This is a genomic window from Enterobacter sp. WCHEn090032 (genome assembly GCF_003986875.1).
Taxonomy (GTDB): Bacteria; Pseudomonadota; Gammaproteobacteria; order Enterobacterales; family Enterobacteriaceae; genus Enterobacter; species Enterobacter sichuanensis.
Genome location: NZ_RXRN01000008.1, coordinates 166,931 through 185,626 on the forward strand (window position 1 = coordinate 166,931; position 18,696 = coordinate 185,626).

The 18,696-nt window shown below is 58.0% G+C and carries 18 protein-coding genes; 12 read left to right on the top strand and 6 right to left on the bottom strand.

The window, feature by feature from the left end; all coding sequences use genetic code 11:
• Window positions 1-40: 40 nt before the first annotated feature.
• The 4 genes from EKN83_RS09215 to EKN83_RS09230 all read right to left on the bottom strand — a co-directional run bounded on the left by EKN83_RS09215 (window position 41) and on the right by EKN83_RS09230 (window position 5,494).
• A complete protein-coding gene (locus EKN83_RS09215; protein WP_126800754.1) occupies window positions 41-1,558 on the bottom strand; it encodes a carbohydrate porin in 1,518 nt (505 codons plus the stop codon).
• A 173-nt stretch (window positions 1,559-1,731) separates the two neighbouring features.
• A complete protein-coding gene (locus EKN83_RS09220) occupies window positions 1,732-2,622 on the bottom strand; it encodes an aminoimidazole riboside kinase (protein ID WP_126800755.1) in 891 nt (296 codons plus the stop codon).
• A gap of 88 nt (window positions 2,623-2,710) precedes the next feature.
• Window positions 2,711-3,922: a diguanylate phosphodiesterase gene (locus EKN83_RS09225; protein WP_126800756.1), complete on the bottom strand. Its 1,212-nt coding sequence runs from the start codon at window positions 3,920-3,922 to the stop codon at window positions 2,711-2,713.
• A gap of 90 nt (window positions 3,923-4,012) precedes the next feature.
• On the bottom strand, window positions 4,013-5,494 hold the full coding sequence (locus EKN83_RS09230) for an alpha/beta hydrolase (protein WP_126800757.1): 1,482 nt from the start codon (window positions 5,492-5,494) through the stop codon (window positions 4,013-4,015).
• A gap of 266 nt (window positions 5,495-5,760) precedes the next feature.
• Here EKN83_RS09230 and EKN83_RS09235 point away from each other — a divergent pair, with 266 nt between their 5' ends.
• From EKN83_RS09235 to EKN83_RS09265, 7 genes are read left to right on the top strand one after another with little or no spacing between them, the layout of a single operon-like run.
• Entirely contained in the window at window positions 5,761-6,615 is an 855-nt protein-coding gene (locus tag EKN83_RS09235) for a MurR/RpiR family transcriptional regulator (protein ID WP_126800758.1), read from the top strand.
• Window positions 6,616-6,627: 12 nt separating this feature from the next.
• Window positions 6,628-7,203 carry a D-alanyl-D-alanine dipeptidase gene (gene ddpX / locus EKN83_RS09240; protein WP_045285768.1) on the top strand — a complete coding sequence of 192 codons (576 nt, stop codon included), beginning with the start codon at window positions 6,628-6,630 and terminating at the stop codon, window positions 7,201-7,203.
• A gap of 15 nt (window positions 7,204-7,218) precedes the next feature.
• Window positions 7,219-8,751, top strand: coding sequence for an ABC transporter substrate-binding protein (locus EKN83_RS09245; protein WP_126800759.1), 1,533 nt, complete (start codon window positions 7,219-7,221; stop codon window positions 8,749-8,751).
• A 22-nt stretch (window positions 8,752-8,773) separates the two neighbouring features.
• Complete coding sequence (locus tag EKN83_RS09250; RefSeq protein WP_059386669.1) at window positions 8,774-9,796, top strand: ABC transporter permease; 1,023 nt, start codon at window positions 8,774-8,776, stop codon at window positions 9,794-9,796.
• Complete coding sequence (ddpC, locus tag EKN83_RS09255) at window positions 9,793-10,686, top strand: D,D-dipeptide ABC transporter permease (RefSeq protein WP_045285771.1); 894 nt, start codon at window positions 9,793-9,795, stop codon at window positions 10,684-10,686. The genes EKN83_RS09250 and ddpC overlap by 4 nt, the downstream gene beginning before the upstream one ends.
• On the top strand, window positions 10,686-11,672 hold the full coding sequence (locus tag EKN83_RS09260) for an ABC transporter ATP-binding protein (protein WP_126800760.1): 987 nt from the start codon (window positions 10,686-10,688) through the stop codon (window positions 11,670-11,672). Before ddpC ends, EKN83_RS09260 begins: the two co-directional genes overlap by 1 nt.
• Complete coding sequence (locus tag EKN83_RS09265; protein WP_126800761.1) at window positions 11,665-12,594, top strand: ABC transporter ATP-binding protein; 930 nt, start codon at window positions 11,665-11,667, stop codon at window positions 12,592-12,594. The genes EKN83_RS09260 and EKN83_RS09265 overlap by 8 nt, the downstream gene beginning before the upstream one ends.
• A gap of 158 nt (window positions 12,595-12,752) precedes the next feature.
• On the opposite strand, the gene EKN83_RS09270 is transcribed toward EKN83_RS09265, so the two are convergent.
• On the bottom strand, window positions 12,753-13,181 hold the full coding sequence (locus tag EKN83_RS09270) for an OsmC family protein (protein ID WP_025756512.1): 429 nt from the start codon (window positions 13,179-13,181) through the stop codon (window positions 12,753-12,755).
• 133 nt (window positions 13,182-13,314) lie between these two features.
• Between EKN83_RS09270 and EKN83_RS09275 the strand changes: the two genes are divergently transcribed.
• Entirely contained in the window at window positions 13,315-14,277 is a 963-nt protein-coding gene (locus EKN83_RS09275; protein WP_409513606.1) for a hypothetical protein, read from the top strand.
• Here the strand turns inward: EKN83_RS09275 and EKN83_RS09280 are convergent.
• Window positions 14,265-15,140: a LysR family transcriptional regulator gene (locus EKN83_RS09280; protein ID WP_126800763.1), complete on the bottom strand. Its 876-nt coding sequence runs from the start codon at window positions 15,138-15,140 to the stop codon at window positions 14,265-14,267. The genes EKN83_RS09275 and EKN83_RS09280 overlap by 13 nt on opposite strands.
• A 110-nt stretch (window positions 15,141-15,250) precedes the next feature.
• Between EKN83_RS09280 and EKN83_RS09285 the strand changes: the two genes are divergently transcribed.
• The 4 genes from EKN83_RS09285 (at window position 15,251) to EKN83_RS09300 (ending at window position 18,656) form a co-directional block, all read left to right on the top strand.
• On the top strand, window positions 15,251-16,102 hold the full coding sequence (locus tag EKN83_RS09285) for a Vmh family MBL fold metallo-hydrolase (RefSeq protein ID WP_126800764.1): 852 nt from the start codon (window positions 15,251-15,253) through the stop codon (window positions 16,100-16,102).
• Between the two features lie 231 nt (window positions 16,103-16,333).
• Entirely contained in the window at window positions 16,334-16,549 is a 216-nt protein-coding gene (gene bdm, locus EKN83_RS09290) for a biofilm-dependent modulation protein (RefSeq protein ID WP_013096534.1), read from the top strand.
• A 95-nt stretch (window positions 16,550-16,644) separates the two neighbouring features.
• Window positions 16,645-16,782 (top strand): stationary-phase-induced ribosome-associated protein, encoded by a 138-nt coding sequence (sra, locus tag EKN83_RS09295; protein ID WP_008501714.1) that lies wholly within the window; start codon window positions 16,645-16,647, stop codon window positions 16,780-16,782.
• A 176-nt stretch (window positions 16,783-16,958) separates the two neighbouring features.
• On the top strand, window positions 16,959-18,656 hold the full coding sequence (locus EKN83_RS09300) for an NAD-dependent malic enzyme (RefSeq protein WP_013096532.1): 1,698 nt from the start codon (window positions 16,959-16,961) through the stop codon (window positions 18,654-18,656).
• Window positions 18,657-18,696: the final 40 nt, after the last annotated feature.

Here is an 18,696-nt window from a genome sequence, read left to right on the forward strand (position 1 = left end):
TGATGTTTAAACCGCTCCCGCCAGGCGGGAGCGGGATGGGTTAAAACCAGGTTTCCATCTGGACCCCAAAGTTCCATTCCCCGCCGGCGTTGAAGCCGCTGCTGCCAAAGGCATCATCGCTGGCGTAATTGTCCAGTTTGCTGCTCCAGTCCATCCAGGTGGCAAACAGACGCAGCTCAGGACGGCTAAAGAAGTCGCCGATCTTGCTCGCTTTTAACGTCGGTGCAAAGGTCAGCTTGTAGAAACTGCCGTTGACGGCGTTACGGTCCTTATAGCCTTGCGGATCTAAATCCATGTACTGATAGCTGCCCTCAAACGCCAGCGCAAAATTCTGCGTCACCTCTTTAATCAGACGGGTGTTGAGCGTTACCCACTCATAGCTATCGCCTTTGACATAGCGATCTTTACTGCTTTGCGCCAGCACGGCAGGCGCAATGCTCCAGCCGCCACCGATCGGCGTGACACCGTAACTTGCAAAGCGCCAGGTATCCGCTTCAGACAGCAGGGCCCCGTCAGAGCCGATGCTTTTCACCTCCGCACCCAGCCCGTGACCATACAGCAGCGCCGTTTTGGCCGTCCCTTCACGCAGGCCATAGAAGCTCTCATTATGTAATCCCACCAGGGCATGCACGCCGGTATTGGCGGCGTCCGTCTTTATAAGATCGCCGTTGGTGTCTTTGCGGTCATCGTTATCTTTCGCCCGCAAGCCGCTCACCATCAGCTGGAACGGGCCGGCGAAGTGGTTCATGCTGAGGATATAGTTCTGAACGTTGTTGTCGGTCTGCTCCACGCTGCCGAAGTTGCGGCCATAGATGGAGAAGTTGCTACGCAGCGAATCGTTCCATTTCACGTCGTAGACGCCGCCACCGGTACCGGCCAGGAACACCACGTCGGAATCCAGCCAGTGGATGTCAAAGTTGTCGCGGTCAAAGCGTTTACCCGCCCAGAAGGTACTGCCTTTCAGCGCGCCGGTAAAATCAGGCAGGTTGCCCAGCTCCGCGAAGGCCTGACGAATATTGAGATCGCTGGTATCGGCAGACCAGTCGTTATAGGTTCGCTGACCGTCGGCCAGCATCGCTTTGAAGCGCGTGGTCGCCCCGTTATCCAGGGTTTGTTTATGCTCCAGGTTCAGTTCAACGTAGGTATCGGCTTCGTTACCCAGACGCCCTACTGCACCGCCGGTTTCGCCGGCTGGCGTCAGGTAAGGACCGCTTTTGCTGCTGGAGGCGGCATCGTTCATCAGCAGGCCTGAACGGGCATAGCCATGAAACTCAAATCCGCCGCTTTGATCCGCCTTCTTCTCCAGCGCGGTGGTGCGCTGCGCCACCTCCTGGGTTGTCGTTTGCGCCTGCTGCTGAGCAGCCACCAGCTGCTGTGTTTTTTGTTCTGCCGCCGTGGCGCGTTTCTCCGCCACCTGGGCACGCGTTTCCGCGTCCTGGAGGCGCTGCTCCATTGCGGCAAGGCGCGCTTCGATACTGGATATATCAGCCTGGGCAAAAACAGAGGTACTGCCGGCCAGCATGCCTATCATCACGGCAAGTCTGCGTTTTTTATACATTTTGTCGCATCCCTAAAAGAAGTCATTAAACGTGCTAAATTGCTAAACCGGTTTAGGTTGCTGATACTAAACCTGTGAATTTTGGATCGGCAATCTTTTTTGCTAAACCGTTTTAGTAAGTGTGATCGAGGCGACAATTCAGGCCGCCGACTGGCGGCCAGTGAAGGGAGGAATTACAGCTCGTGCTGCCAGGGCAATGCGGTCATTGCCCCTTTGGCGGTAGTGGCTAACGCGCCGCAGCGCTGGGCCAGGGCGATAACCGGCGTCAGGTCCTGCCCGGCGGCCAGGCCGTAGAGCAGGCCCGCCACGAAGGCGTCGCCCGCGCCGGTGGTATCGACGCACTGAACGGGCGTAGCCGGATAGTGTTTTACGCTACCTTCATGCCAGGCCGTCACGCCCGCTTTACCCTGGGTGATCAGCACCAACCGCGCCGGGCAGCGCTGCATTAGCGCCTCCAGACCGGCGTTTACCTGCGCACAGCCGGTGAAAAAGGCCAGCTCTTCGACCGAGAGTTTTACCACGTCGGCGCTCTGCAGGGCTTGCTCGAGGCAGCCATGCAGGGCGTTTTCATCCGGCCAGAGATCCGGGCGAATATTGGGGTCGAAACTGACGTAACCGCCCGCCTCGCGGATGGCGGCCATTGCCTGAAACGTCGCAGTACGGCTCGGCTCTGCGCTAAGCGCGATGGAACAAACGTGCAGCCACTCCCCGGCGCTGAACGTGGGCAGATCGGCGGGTTCCAGAAACAGATCGGCGCTCGGGCGCACCATGAAGGTAAACGAACGCTCGCCGTGGTCGTCCAGATCGACCACCACCGTCGAGGTGCGGTGTGCCGGGTCAAGGCGCATCTGCTGCACATCGACCCGCTCCTTCGCCAGCGTCTGATGCATAAAACGTCCGAAAGGGTCGTCGCCAACCCTGCCGATAAAGGCGCTCTGGCCGCCCAGTCGGGCAATCCCGACTGCAACGTTTGCCGGTGCCCCGCCGGGACATTGCAGCAGCCGGCCTTCTCCATCCGGCAGCAGATCCACCACTGCATCGCCAAGTACCCAGATTTTTTTCATGTGACCCTCTAAGCTAAACATTGTTAAACCGTTTTAGCTATTTAAGCACAGGCCAGGCAAAGGGGAAATAACGGGAAGGAAATTTGGCTTAACGCATCAGATGCGGCCAGTGAATATCACCGACGCCATTCAGCTGCGGACGGGCAAACAGAAAGCCCTGGAATCGGCGGATCCCGGCAGATTCGAGCCAGCACCACTCCTCTATCTTCTCGATCCCTTCGGCCACCAGGGTAATTTCAAGGTCGGAGCAACAGCTGATAATGGAGCGCACAATCGCCTGCTTCACGCCGCTGAGGTGGATATCGCTGACAATTTCCCGGTCGATTTTAATTTTATCCGGCTGAAAACGGGTCAGCAGAGAAAGACCGGCATAGCCGGAACCAAAATCATCGATAGCCAGGCCAACCCCCTCACCGCGAAGCTGCTTAATGGCGCTGTTGAACTGGTTGAACCCGGAGATCATCTCGTTCTCAGTGACTTCAATAACCACCTGCTCCGGCTGCAACCCGTGTTGTTTGATCTGATTGACCAGAAACTCAACGGCACCAGGCACATTTACCAGCGACATGGGCAGCAAGTTGACCGCAATTTTATGGCTGCCAATCCCCAGTTTTTCCGCCAGCGCAAAGGCATAGGCCTTTGTTTGCAGATCAACTTCGTAGATTTTGTCCGGGTCGAGGGTGCTGAAGAAATGCTCCGGGCTGCCGCCGTCGTTGCCGCGTATCAGGGCTTCAAGGGAGCTGATCGTCCCTTCCGAGGGCTCGACAATGGGCTGAAGCGCAAACTGACAGGGCTGACCGGCGATCAGCTCCAGACTCTCGCCAAAGGGTAGCACTTCGGGTGACAGCGTCCATTTTTCAGGGAGATAGCGTGCCCCAGACTCTGACGGACGTTTGCCGGTAATAAACGTTTGGATAAATTTGAACACCCGATCGTCAGAGGTCAGATAGCTGTCCAGCTTGCTGTAATGCAAAACCGACTGTAACACCTCTTTCGGCGACTGGGTTTGCAGATCAAACAACAGCATGCCGACATTTTCAAAACGTCTGCGCGGGCCATAGTCCCGCATCAGTTCAACCACCCCGCTGTGACGCGGGTCCTGACGAATGGTATGGAACAGCCTGACCACACTCTCTTCGGAACCTTCGAGAATTTGCAGGACATCGCTCCCTTTAGACAGGAGTACACCGGTAATATTCAGCTTTGCGTTGCGGCCCCTGGCGCGCTCCACCAGCTCCCGCAGTTCGGTGGACGGGTGAGATAAATTTAACTGGCTTCGGTAGATTAGCGTCGTCAGCACAAAAAGAGTTCCGATGAGAAAGGTGCCTTGAAGCTACTGTTTAACATACTTAATCAATGCGACCTAACATATTCACGCCACAAGGGAACGTTACTTCTCCCCGTCCCCGATTCGGCTGTCGATCCTCTCCAGCATATAGTCATAAAACGGGTTCGAGGTGACCCGCATCAGCGCCTCTTTGCCGACGCTCAGCATGGACGTCTCTCCCCACAGCGCAATTGTCCCCAGGCTGATGCCATAGCGGTTTTTCACGCCAGGCTCGCGGCCATAGAGATCGTCATCCGGCGGGAACGGCACGGCAACGTGCGACAGCGAATAGACATCCTGTGGCCAGGACTGCGCAAGCGGCATGACCGTCTCCTGCGTGCTGCCGGCCGGGGTGGTTTTCGCTACCGCCGGGAAACTGTGCTCGTCCGCATTGGTGATAACCGTGACACTGTAACGCCTCTGTGCAACCGGCAGCAGCGCCGAGGTTGCCGTCCACGACGACGGTTTGAACAGCGGGCGGAAGCTGGCCGCCTGATTGATGTCAAACACCACCAGCTCGCTGCCGTTTGCCGGAAGCTGGTCAAACAGACCGGTGACCACCGCGCGGGTGCTGACTGTGGAATCCATCACCGACTGGAACGCCAGCACCGGCGGCAAATTCTCCAGCCTGTTTTCCCGCGCCGCGCGGCCAATCTGCTCCTGCAGGGCTTTCGTCAGCAGCCACGACTGGCGGGCGGCGTTAACCGGGAAAGAATTGTATTTATACGGGTTATATTCCGGGGCGATATTCAGCCACGCCGCTTTGGCAAATGCCGGCAGCAGCGCCGGTAGCCCGGCGAAACCGGCGAACCGCGCAAAGGCCGTCACGCCGATCATCGGCGAAAGCAGTATCACCTGCTGCGGCTTTCTCAGCGCAGGCGCGTCCAGCGCGTCGAGGGCATATTTCATCGCCAGCGCTCCGCCGTTGGAGTAGCCCACCAGATGCAACGGCACATGCTCTCCCGCCAGACGCGTGGCTTCCCGCACGGCAAGGCGCGTCGCCGCCAGCCACATCTCCCAGTCCACGTCAGTAAGCGCGCCAGGCGCGGTGCCGTGCCCGGGCAGGCGTGGAACCACGGCCACAAAACCGTGCTGCTGATAGTTCAGGGCCAGGTGCCTGACGCTGTAAGGCGAGTCCGTCAACCCGTGCAGCAGCACTACCGCGCCGCGGGGCTTTCCGGGTGGCATCAGCACAAATGAGCGGTTGGCATCGGGTGAAAACTGACCAGACCACACCAGGCTCTGGCGATAATAACGGTTTAGCGGCGTTTGCTCCTCGCGCCCTGTTTTCGCCGTTACCGCGTTATCCAGGTCGGCGAAAATCGCCTTTTCCCGGGTGAGATACCCGGCAAAATCGGCGTTATCCAGCTCGCGCACGGACATCTCATCTGCCCGCCAGGTGTGCCAAAGGTGTAGTTCCGGCCCCTGTTGCGAAAGATACACCCGCACCGCCAGCAGGATGACCACGACGATCCCCGCAACCATCGCCATTTTCTTTGCAAGCGCGATAACGCGCACGCTGACACGCCAGGGCAAATTCGCCATGCCGGGATCCCTTTTATCTTCACAGTCCCTCTATCTTATCAAAAATGTGAACAGGCTGACGTATTCACCAAATTCATACCTGCCGCGTCAGACAGTGCACCAAAAGTGAACTACGCTGCACAAATGTTGATCATTCGTTAAACAAATATTGCATGAATTTTACCGCACAGCGGGTTTTACCTGCCCTGTGAACATGGCACGCGCCATGCATTGTTAACGTGGTAACACAAATCTGGCTTTTGACAGCCAGTTAACAGCGAGGCGGTATGACGACGAAACCAGAGATGTTGAATCGTATCGAAGCGATCTTCAGCCAGCTAACGCCCAGCGAAAAGCGGGTTGCTAGCTGGCTGCTGGCGCACGCCGCGCAGATCCCGTTTGAAACGGCGGAGAGCGTCGGTCTGGCGAGCGGGACCAGCGGGATCACCGTCGGACGCTTCCTGCGCAAGCTGGGGTATCGCAATCTTGAAGATGCCAAAAAGAGCCTGCGCGACCCGTATCAGCCCTGGGGCATGAACGAGCGGCTGGACTCCTGGCAGCAGCAGCGCCCTCTGCCCAACCGACTTCAGCACGCCCTGTCGCTGGAAGTGGACGCCATCACTCAGGTGTATCAGCTGGCGCAAACGGACGTCTTCCGCCAGGTGGTGCATAGCCTTGCTCACGCCGACGCGGTGTTTGTGCTGGGGATCCAGTCCACGCGCGGGATCGCCAACGCCTTCTTTAGCCACCTCGAGTACCTTCGTCCGCGGGTGAGCTATTCCGAAGGCGCATCCGGGAGCTGGGTTGAATCCCTGAACTCGGGGTTTGCGCATCCCTACGTCGTGCTGACCGATACCCGCACCTACTCCACAATGGCGCGCCAGTACTGCCGCGTCGCGAGCGAGAAAGGCATTCCGCTGGCCTTAATTACCGACATCTGGTGCCCCTGGGCGCGGGATTACCCGCTTGATTTGCTGCAGGTGAAAACCGATACCGGTCATTTCTGGGATTCCCTTGCCCCGGTGAGCTGCCTGTTCAACCTGCTGCTGTCGGGCGTGGTGGAAGCACTCGGTGATGCGCTTCCGGCGCGCCTGGCGGTCAACCGGGAATTACAACAAGAGTTTGGACAATTCGAACGCTAAAGGAGCGGAGCTATGCCCGAAGAGAGTCAACTGATTGATGTGGCGAAAACCTTTCCCACGCTGCATATCGATCTGAAATACGCCACCGCCGACAACATCACCGGCCGCCCGATTTATCAGGAGGCGCTGTGCCTGCTGCATACCGACGCCGCCACCGCGCTGGCAAAAGCCATCAGCATTGCCGCGCTGGCCGGGCTGAAGCTGGTGGTCTACGACGCCTATCGACCGCAGCAGGCCCAGGCCCGGCTGTGGGATGCCTGCCCGAACCCGGAATATGTCGTCGACGTGGCGATTGGCTCCAATCACAGCCGCGGTACGGCCATCGACGTCACGCTGATGGACGAACATAACGTCGTGCTGGATATGGGGGCCGGTTTTGACGAAATGCACGACCGCTCGCATCCGTATCACCCCTCTGTGCCGCCGCACGCCCAGCGCAACCGTCTGCTGTTGAACGCCATCATGTTCGGCGGCGGTTTTGTCGGGATTGCCAGCGAATGGTGGCACTTCGAACTGCCGAACGCCGCCAGCTACCCGCTGCTTGAAGACCGTTTTGCCTGTTTTCCCCAGACGCACACCTCTCTATAAACCTGGAGCACTGCCATGAAAACATCGCTTCTCTCGACCATCATTGCCGCTACGCTGGCCCTGAGCGCCCCGCTGGCGCTGGCTGCCGTCCCGAAAGATATGCTGGCGATCGGTAAAGCCGCCGACCCGCAAACGCTCGATCCTGCCATCACCATTGATAACAACGACTGGACCGTTACCTATCCGTCCTACCAGCGTCTGGTCAAGTACAAACCCGGTTCGACCGAGGTGGAAGGCGATCTGTCGACGGGCTGGAAAGCCTCCGACGACCAGAAGGAGTGGACGTTTACCCTGGCGGATAACGCCAAATTCTCCGACGGCACGCCGGTCACCGCCGAGGCGGTCAAACTCTCCTTTGAGCGCCTGCTGAAACTCAGCCAGGGGCCGTCTGAAGCCTTCCCGAAAGACCTGAAAGTGGAGGCCATTGATGACCACACGGTGAAATTCACCCTCAGCCAGCCGTTCGCCCCCTTCCTCTACACCCTGGCGAATGACGGGGCCTCCATCATTAACCCGGCGGTGCTGAAGGCCAATGCCGCGGACGACGCGCGCGGGTTTCTGGCGCAAAACACTGCCGGCTCCGGGCCGTTTATGCTGAAAAGCTGGCAGAAAGGCCAGCAGTTGGTCCTGGTACCGAATCCCCACTGGCCGGGCGAAAAGCCGCACTTTAAGCGCGTGTCGGTGAAAATTATCGGTGAAAGCGCCTCCCGCCGGCTGCAGCTTTCCCGCGGCGACCTGGACATTGCTGATTCTCTGCCGGTCGATCAGCTCGCGGCTCTTAAGCAGGAAGGGAAAGTCGCCGTCGCGGAATACCCCTCCCTGCGCGTGACCTATCTCTACCTCAACAACAGCAAAGCCCCGCTCAACCAGGTGGATTTACGCCGGGCCGTCTCCTGGGCGACGGACTATCAGGGCATGGTCAAAGGCATTCTGAGCGGCAATGGCAAGCAGATGCGTGGCCCGATCCCGGAAGGCATGTGGGGCTATGACGCCACGGCCATGCAGTACAGTTTTGACGAGGCCAAAGCCAAAGCGGCCCTGGAGAAGGTGAAAGATAAGCCCGCCAGCCTGACCTTCCTCTACTCGGACAACGATCCGAACTGGGAGCCTATCGCGCTTTCCACGCAGGCCAGCCTTGGCAAGATCGGCATTAACGTCAAGCTGGAAAAACTGGCCAACGCCACCATGCGCGACCGCGTCGGCAAAGGTGATTACGACATCGCCATCGGTAACTGGAGCCCGGACTTTGCCGACCCGTACATGTTCATGAACTACTGGTTTGAATCAGACAAAAAAGGGCTGCCGGGCAACCGTTCGTTCTATGAGAACAAAGAAGTCGATTCGCTGCTGCAGGGCGCGCTGAAAACCACGGACCAGGCGGAGCGCACCAAAGATTACCAGCAGGCGCAAAAGGTGGTGATTGACGAGGCGGCCTACGTTTATCTGTTCCAGAAGAACTACCAGCTGGCGATGAACAAAGAGGTCAAAGGCTTCACCTTTAATCCGATGCTCGAGCAGGTATTCAACATCGCCACCATGAGTAAGTAACCGTTTCGCCGGGGGAAAGTGTATGACGTTCTGGAGCATTGTGCGCCAGCGCTGCTGGGGGTTACTCCTGGTGGTGGCCGGTGTCTGTATTATCACGTTTATTATTTCGCACCTGATCCCCGGCGATCCGGCTCGTCTGCTGGCCGGTGACCGCGCCAGCGACGAAATCGTGCAGAACATTCGCCAGCAGCTGGGGCTGGATCAGCCGCTGTATGTTCAGTTTGGCCGCTACGTGAATGCTCTGGCCCATGGGGATTTAGGCACTTCCATTCGTACCGGACGTCCGGTCGCCGAGGATCTGAAGGCCTTTTTCCCCGCCACGCTGGAGCTGGCCTTCTGTTCTCTGCTGCTGGCACTGGTCATTGGCGTGCCGCTGGGGATTTTGTCAGCGGTGTACCGTAACCGCTGGCTGGATCATCTGGTACGGCTGATGGCGATGACCGGTATTTCCACCCCGGCCTTCTGGCTCGGTCTGGGCGTCATTGTGCTGTTCTACGGACATCTGCAGCTTTTGCCCGGCGGCGGCAGGCTGGATGACTGGCTCGACCCGCCGACACACGTCACCGGTTTTTATCTGCTGGATGCGCTGCTGGAAGGCAACGGCGAGGTCTTTTTCAATGCGCTTCAGCACCTGATTTTACCCTCGCTGACGCTGGCGTTTGTGCATCTCGGCATCGTGGCGCGTCAGGTTCGCTCGGCGATGCTGGAGCAGCTTAGCGAGGACTACATCCGCACCGCCCGCGCCAGCGGCCTGCCCGGCTGGTATATCGTCCTGCGCTACGCCCTGCCCAATGCGATGATTCCGTCCATTACCGTGTTGGGGCTGGCGCTGGGGGATCTCCTCTACGGCGCTGTACTCACCGAAACCGTTTTTGCCTGGCCGGGGATGGGAGCCTGGGTGGTAACGTCCATTCAGGCGCTTGATTTCCCTGCCGTGATGGGCTTTGCGGTCGTCGTTTCACTGGCCTACGTGCTGGTTAATCTGGTGGTCGATCTGCTTTACCTGTGGATTGACCCTCGAATCGGGCGCGGAGGTGCCGAATGATGTTGACTCAGGAAACGTCCGTCCCTGTTAAGCGCGCCAGGCAACGTATCAACTGGGCAAAACTGTTCTGGATGCTGCGTCAAAGCCCGCTCACGATCGTTGGCGGCGTCATTATGCTGGTGATGCTTTTCATTATGGTGGCCGCGCCGTGGATCGTACCGCATGACCCGAACGCGCTGGATCTGACTGCTCGCCTGCAGGCGCCGTCTGCGCAGCACTGGTTCGGCACCGATGAGGTAGGACGGGATCTGTTCAGCCGCGTACTTGCGGGCAGCCAGCAGTCGATTACTGCCGGGCTGGCAGTGGTGGTGATTGCAGGAGGCATCGGCTCGCTGGTGGGCTGTTTGTCCGGCGTACTGGGCGGGCGCGGCGACGCCATTATTATGCGGGTGATGGACATTATGCTCTCCATTCCTTCCCTGGTGCTGACCATGGCGCTGGCGGCAGCGCTCGGGCCGAGCCTGTTTAACGCCATGCTGGCAATCGCCATTGTCCGCATTCCGTTTTACGTGCGCCTGGCGCGCGGGCAAACCCTGGTGGTGCGCCAGTTTACCTACGTTCAGGCCGCCCGCACGTTTGGGGCATCCCGCTGGCATTTGATCAGCTGGCATATCCTGCGCAACGCCCTGCCGCCGCTGATTGTGCAGGCTTCGCTGGACATTGGCAGCGCCATTCTGATGGCCGCCACGCTGGGCTTTATTGGCCTCGGCGCGCAGCAGCCCACCGCCGAATGGGGCGCGATGGTGGCCGTTGGCCGCAATTACGTTCTCGACCAGTGGTGGTACTGCGCGTTTCCCGGCGCGGCGATTTTGATTACCGCCGTGGGCTTTAACCTGTTTGGCGATGGCATCCGCGATCTGCTGGATCCGAAATCGGGAGGAAAACAGTGATGACCGAACCGGTACTTAGCATTGAAGACCTGCACCTGAGCTTTCCGATTTTTCGCGGGGAGGTCCACGCGCTGAACCACGTCTCGCTGGAGATTAACAGGGGGGAAATTGTCGGCGTGGTGGGCGAATCGGGATCCGGTAAATCGGTTACCGCCATGCTCGCCATGCGGCTGCTGCCGGAGGGCAGCTATCGTATTCATCATGGTCAGGTGAAATTACTCGGCGAAAATGTCCTGACGGCCTCCGAGAAACAGCTTCGCCAGTGGCGCGGTGCGCGGGTGGCGATGATTTTTCAGGAGCCGATGACCGCCCTCAACCCGACGCGTCGGATTGGCAAACAGATGGTAGAGGTGATCCGCCAGCATCAGCCCCTTTCGCGGCGCGAGGCGCAGCAGAAGGCGATGAGCCTGCTGGAAGAGATGCAGATCCCGGACGCGAAGGCGGTGATGGCGCGCTATCCCTTTGAACTCTCAGGCGGTATGCGCCAGCGGGTGATGATCGCCCTTGCCTTCTCCTGCGAGCCGGAGCTGATTATCGCCGACGAACCCACCACCGCGCTGGATGTCACCGTCCAGCTGCAGGTGCTGCGCTTGCTGAAGCATAAGGCGCGGGCCAGCGGCACCTCGGTGCTGTTTATCAGCCATGATATGGCTGTGGTGTCGCAGCTCTGCGACAGAGTGTATGTAATGTATGCCGGCAGCGTGATCGAGAGCGGAGCCACACAAGCGCTGATCCACCAGCCCGTGCATCCCTACTCCATTGGCCTGCTGCAGTGCGCCCCGGAAAACGGCCAGCCGCGCGACCTGCTCCCCGCCATCCCCGGTACGGTGCCTAACCTCAGCCAGCTTCCGCAGGGATGCGCGTTCCGCGAGCGCTGCTTTGCCGCCGGGGCGAAATGCAGCGAAACGCCGCGCTTACGCCCCTCTGGCGCAGAGGGCCAACAGGCTGCCTGCTGGTATCCACAACGGGAGAAAACCCATGTCTGATGTACTGCTGGAACTGGATGGCGTGCACGTGAACTTTGCGGCGCGCAAAAACTGGCTGGGGCGCGTCACGGAACAGGTGCATGCGCTCAACGGGCTCGACCTGCAGATCCGTCGCGGGGAAACGCTCGGTATTGTCGGGGAATCCGGCTGCGGGAAAAGCACTCTTGCCCAGTTACTGATGGGCATGCTTAAGCCCAGCACCGGCGCATGTCAGCGGACGTCCCACGCGGGCGGTATGCAGATGGTATTTCAGGATCCGCTCTCCTCGCTCGACCCGCGCCTGCCGGTCTGGCGCATCATCACCGAGCCGGTGTGGGTGCAAAAACGCAGCAGCGAGCGGCAGCGACGTCAGCTGGCTGAACACCTGGCGCTGCAGGTGGGTATTCGCCCGGAATATCTCGACCGCCTTCCGCACGCCTTCTCCGGCGGGCAGCGCCAGCGCATCGCCATCGCCCGGGCGCTCTCGTCCGATCCGGACATCATCGTGCTCGATGAACCCACCAGCGCGCTGGATATCTCCGTACAGGCGCAGATCCTCAACCTGCTGGTGACGCTACAGCAGCAGCGTAATCTGACCTACGTGTTAATCTCGCATAACGTCTCGGTGGTCAGGCACATGAGCGATCGCGTGGCGGTGATGTATCTCGGGCAGATTGTCGAGCTGGGCAGCGCCGCGCAGGTTCTGGGCGCGCCGCGCCATCCCTATACCCGTCTGTTGCTTGATTCGGTCCCCCGCACCGGTGAACCGCTGGACGAAAATCTGGCCTTGCGCAAAACGGAGCTTCCCGGCAACCGTCATCTGCCTGAAGGTTGTTTTTTCCGCGACCGTTGCCCGATGGCAACGCAGGGATGTGAACGTCCCCAGCCGTTACAGCCCTCTCACGAGGGCCGTAACGTCCGCTGCTGGCGTAATCTGGATTAGATTTGCGCCATCCCGCCGTCCACAAACAGCTCGGTGGCGCTACGCTTGCACGGGCCTACAGTGAATTACGCAGTCTATTGATATTGTTGTATGAGTAGGCCGGGTAAGCGCAGCGCCACACGGCAAAAGGGATAGCCGGGCGCTAACCCGGCTCAGGCTTAGTTAAGCGTATAGTCCAGCGTGATCTCGGCTTTCAGTACCTGCGACACCGGGCAGCCCGCCTTGGCTTTCTGAATAATGCCGTCAAACTTCTGCGGGTCGATACCTGGCACAGTAACCTTACTGGTTAGCGCAATTTTGCTGATTGCAAAGCCGCTCTCGGTTTTATCCAGCGAGACATCCGCCGTGGTATCAATGGAATCGGCGGTGTAACCCGCTTCACCAATCATCAGCGACAGTGCCATTGAGAAGCAGGCAGCATGTGCTGCACCAATCAGCTCTTCCGGGTTGGTCCCTTTAGCGCCTTCGAAACGGGTATTAAAGCCGTAAGGTTGTTGATTCAGGACGCCACTTTCAGTAGAAACCGTCCCTTTCCCCTGCTTGATATCACCGGACCAGTGTGCCGAACCGTGCTTATGAATCGTCATTCTTGCTCTCCTTTTGGCTTACAAAGGGTTAAGTATAGACTACGTATCTGACCCACCCCGGAACACAGATAATTCCGGGACATTCACCTGCTGTACCGACAAAAAGGATAAACCTGTGGCGCTAAAAATCAGGATGGCCGTTGCGGTAACCACGCTGGCTCTTTCGTTGTCTTTACTGGCGAAAACGCCGGAGAACTTTATCTACACCAGTTCCGACGAACTCGATGCGGCATTCCCGCTTGTTGCGCGAAGCGACATCGGCGGCGTGCAGATCGTCTATAACTGGCGCGCGCTTGAGCCGGAGAAGGACCGGTATGACTTCTCGCGGATTGAACGGGATCTGGCGCGCCTTCAGGCCGCGCGAAAAAAGCTCTTCATCCAGATCCAGGATCGTTTTTTTGAGCCGGACGCCCGCTACGTCCCGGATTATCTGCTGCACGATAAGCAATACGGTGGCGGGCTCGCACCGCAGTTCGATAACCCCGGCGAAGGCAAGCCCGTCGGTTCAGGATGGGTAGCGCGCCAGTGGGATCCTGCCGTGCGCCAGCGCTACCAGGCACTGCTGGCGGCCCTTGCAAAACGCTTTGATGGCGAGGTGTATGGGGTAAACCTGCCCGAAACCGCCATCGATCTCGACGAGAAACATCCGCCCGCCGGGTTTAGCTGCGACAGCTACTTTGCAGGCGAAATGGAAAACCTGGCCTTTGCGCGGAAGGCGTTTCAGAAATCCCATGTGGTGCAATATGTCAATTTCTGGCCGTGCGAATGGGATAATGACCATAACTATATGGGGCGGCTTTTTGCTTATGCCAGCGCCAACAACATCGGCCTGGGCGGGCCGGACATCGTGCCCAACCGCAAGGCGCACATGAAGAATGCCTATCCCTTCTTCAATAAAAATAAACAGACGCTGCCGCTCATCGCGATGGCGGTTCAGGAGCCTACCCTGACCTATAAAAATCCAAAGACCGGTAAGCCCTTTACCAAAGCGGAATTTGACCAGTTTGCTGAAAACTATCTCGGGGCCGATATTATTTTCTGGAGCACGGCTTCGCCCTGGCTACAGAAAAAATCATCGCCCCCTCATGCCAGGTAGCGGGCCAGCTCATCAAGGAACACCCGCAGCGCGGCAGGCTGATACTCCCGGGACTGATAAATGCCATGGATGGCCAGCGGTTTTGGCGCAAGCGCCGCCAGCACCGGCACCAGCAATCCCTGCTCAAGGGCGGCACGCGCTTCGCGCTCCGGCAGCATGGCAATACCGCAGTGCTTCATCGCCGCCTCCATCAACAGCGAAGAGATGCTGGCGCTCAGGTTGCCGCTGACGGCGACGCTCAGGCTTTCCCCTTCCGGGGTCAGAAAGTGCCAGGACTGCCCGGCAAAGAAGCTGTAGTGCAGGCAGTTATGCTGCGCTAATGCTTCGGGGCTGTCGGGTGTCCCGTGCTGTGCCAGATAATCCGGCGAGGCGCAGAGTACCGAACGACACTCCCCCAGGCGGCGGGCAATCATCCCGGGCTCGGGATTGTCGGTAATACGCACCGCAACATCAATACGCTCACCCACCAGGCTCACCGGGTGATTATTCACGTCCAGCTCGATACGCAGCTGCGGGTAGCGCGAGAGCAGACCGGGCAGCACCGGCGCAATCAGGTGCATGGCGGTAAAGTGCGCGCAGGCCACCCGCAGGGTGCCTGACGGCAGAGCTTTTTCCGACTGGCCCTCAATTTCCTGCGAGATCTGCGAGAGCGTCCGCGTTTTTTGCAGCACCTTTTCGCCTGCCGCGGTCAGCGTCAGCTTGCGCGTGGAGCGGTTTACCAGCCGGGTTCCCGCCCACTTTTCCATTTGTTCCAGATAACGGCTTACCATCGGCCGGGAGATACCCAGCGCGCGGGCCGCCGCGCTCAAACTTCCCAGCTCGCATATCCGGTTATAAACCTGGGCGGCAATAACGCGATCCATATCCACTCCATCTGCTCGATTTATGAAACTAAGCATGTCTTGTTTCAGGAATTCTGGCAAATACGAATATCCGTACAATAGACACATTCCTGAACAACAGAGACAACAGCATGAAACTCACTCACATTGCCCTGCTTTCCACCCTTTTCACGCCAGCCGCGTTTGCCGCACCGCTGAACGTTGATACCTATAACCCGCAGGAAAAAGGCATTTTCGCGGTCTCTTCTACGCTGGTTTCCGGTCCGAAGGAAGCGGTGCTGTTTGACGCGCAGTTCAGCGTGAAAGATGGCGAAGCGCTGGTGGAGAAGATTCGCCGCAGCGGCAAAACCCTGAATAAGATTGTGATCACCTCCGGCGATCCGGATTTCTACTTTGGCCTGCAGCCGCTGGTTAAAGCCTTCCCGAATGCCAAAGTGGTGGCCACACAGCACGTGGTTGACCATATTAAGGCCACCAAAGACGCGAAGCTGGCTTTCTGGGGTCCGCAGATGAAAGACGGTGCGCCAACGGAACTGATTGTTCCGCAGGTACTCGCCTCCACCACGTTTATGGTTGACGGAGAAAAGATCGACATCGAGCAGCCTGACAGCTACGCGGCCTATGTGTGGATCCCGTCAGCGAAAACCATCCTCGGCGGCACCGGGGTAGCCTGGGGTATTCACGTCTGGACGGCAGACACGCAGACCGCGGAAAGCCGTAAGCAGTGGCAGGAGACCCTGCAGGCGATGGCTGCGCATAAGCCAGAACGCGTGATCCCGGGCCACTATCTGGGTAACCCACCCGCGGGCAGTGGCGCGATTGATTTTACGCGTGACTATCTGCAGCGCTTTGAAAAGGCTTTAGCTGCACATAAAGATTCCGCTGGCGTTATCCGTACCCTGAAAAAACAGTATCCGAATCTTGCGGAAGAGAGCTCGCTGGAATTAAGCGCTAAGGTCAATACCGGCGAAATGAAGTGGTAATTTAAACGCTGCTCCTGCTCTATTTTCATGATGGCAGGAGCACCTCCCTAATATTCCCTCCGTGACGCGACAATATATTCTCACCCGTTAAAACCACATAAAAGCATGCACTTATGGCATTTTTATTTCTAAGATGAATCTGAACCACAACCGGGAGAATATTTGCCATTCTGTTTATGAATTAATTTTTTGCGAGCCGTACCATTAAACAGACAACGACACGGAGGCAGCATGTTTACTTATTACCCGGCTAATACCGCAGCAGCACAACCTGAACTCGTTAACGCGATTGCGCAGGGTCTTCACGCCGAGCACGGTGCTGTGACTGAAGATGACATTTTAATGGAACTGACCAAATGGGTGGAATCCACAGACAATGACATCCTCAGTGACATCTACCAGCAGACCATTAACTACGTCGTCAGCGGGCAAAACGCACCCTTGTAAAAACCTGCTAAGCTGGATCTGCAACCTAAGGGGTTACATTTCGTTTGCGTAAGCAAACTGGTCCTTAAAACTATCAACAGGATTGAGGAGTTAACATGAAATCGAACCGTCAGGCACGCCATATTCTGGGACTGAACTACAAGCTTTCTAATCAGCGCAAAGTGGTGATTGAAGGCGACCATGAGACGCAAGTCACTCACGCCACCGGCAGAAAACGCCACGCCGGCAAGTAAGTTCCAGAGTGAGATCCAGAACACCATCGGTAATCCCGATGGTGTTTTTGTTTATGTGTTGCGGTAATTCATATTTAGCTCCTTTATAATACCGCCGGACCGCATCCCATCGCACAGGCCAGAAAGATGACAAACAGCAGTGTCAGGGACGGATCTTCATAAAAAGAGTGAGTGACATGGACAACAAACTGAAAAAACATCGTTCCTTATACATCCCATACGCCGGACCGGTTTTACTCGAATTCCCCCTGCTCAACAAAGGCAGCGCCTTCAGCATGGAAGAGCGCAGCAGCTTTAACCTGCTGGGTTTACTGCCGGAAGTGGTGGAAACCATTGAAGAGCAGGCAGAGCGCGCGTGGATCCAGTATCAGGGTTTCAAAACTGAAATCGATAAACACATCTACCTGCGTAACATTCAGGACACCAATGAAACCCTCTTCTACCGCCTGGTGCAGAACCATCTGGAAGAGATGATGCCGGTGATCTACACCCCGACGGTAGGCGCGGCCTGTGAGCGTTTCTCTGAGATCTACCGCCGCTCGCGCGGGGTATTCATCTCTTATCAGAACCGTCACAACATGGACGACATTCTGCAGAACGTGCCAAACCACAATATCAAAGTGATCGTGGTGACCGACGGCGAACGTATTCTCGGCCTCGGCGACCAGGGCATTGGCGGGATGGGGATCCCAATCGGTAAACTCTCCCTCTATACCGCCTGTGGCGGCATCAGCCCGGCGTATACCCTGCCAGTGGTGCTGGATGTCGGTACCAACAACCAGCAGCTGCTTAACGATCCGCTCTATATGGGCTGGCGTCATCCGCGTATTACTGACGACGAGTATTATCAGTTTGTCGATGATTTCATCCAGGCCGTGAAGCACCGCTGGCCGGACGTGCTGCTGCAGTTCGAAGACTTCGCGCAGAAAAACGCGATGCCGCTGCTGAACCGCTATCGCGATGAGATCTGCTCCTTTAACGACGACATTCAGGGCACCGCCGCGGTGACCGTGGGGACGCTTATCGCCGCCAGCCGCGCGGCAGGCAGCCAGCTGAGCTACCAGAAAATCGTCTTCCTGGGCGCGGGCTCTGCGGGCTGCGGTATCGCCGAGCAGATTATCGCCCAGACCCAGCGTGAAGGCCTGAGTGAAGAGCTGGCCCGCTCCCGCGTCTTTATGGTTGATCGCTTCGGCCTGCTGACCGACGGTATGCCGAACCTGCTGCCGTTCCAGACCAAACTGGTGCAGAAGCGCGAGAATCTGAAAAACTGGGATACCGACAACGAAGTGCTCTCCCTGCTGGACGTGGTGCGCAACGTGAAGCCGGATATTCTGATTGGCGTTTCCGGTCAAACCGGTCTCTTCACCGAAGAGATTATTCGCGAGATGCACAAGCACTGCGAACGCCCTATCGTGATGCCGCTCTCCAACCCGACCTCCCGCGTGGAAGCAACGCCGCAGGACATCATTGCATGGACCGAAGGTAACGCGCTGGTTGCTACCGGCAGCCCGTTCGATCCGGTCGTGTGGAAAGATAAAACTTATCCGATTGCCCAGTGTAACAACTCGTATATCTTCCCGGGCATTGGTCTGGGCGTTATCGCCTCCGGGGCGTCGCGCATTACCGATGAAATGCTGATGTCCGCGAGCGAAACCCTGGCGGGCCACTCGCCGCTGGTCAACGACGGCGAAGGTCTGGTGCTGCCAGAGCTGAAAGACATTCATAAGGTGTCGCGCGCTATCGCCTTTGCGGTCGGTAAAATGGCGCAGCAGCAGGGTGTGGCGGTGAAGACCTCTGCCGACGCGCTGCAGCAGGCGATTGACGACAACTTCTGGATGCCTGAATACCGCAGCTATCGCCGTACTTCGATTTAACTCTGCGCCTCAACCATTCCCTTTCCCTTCGGGCTGAGGG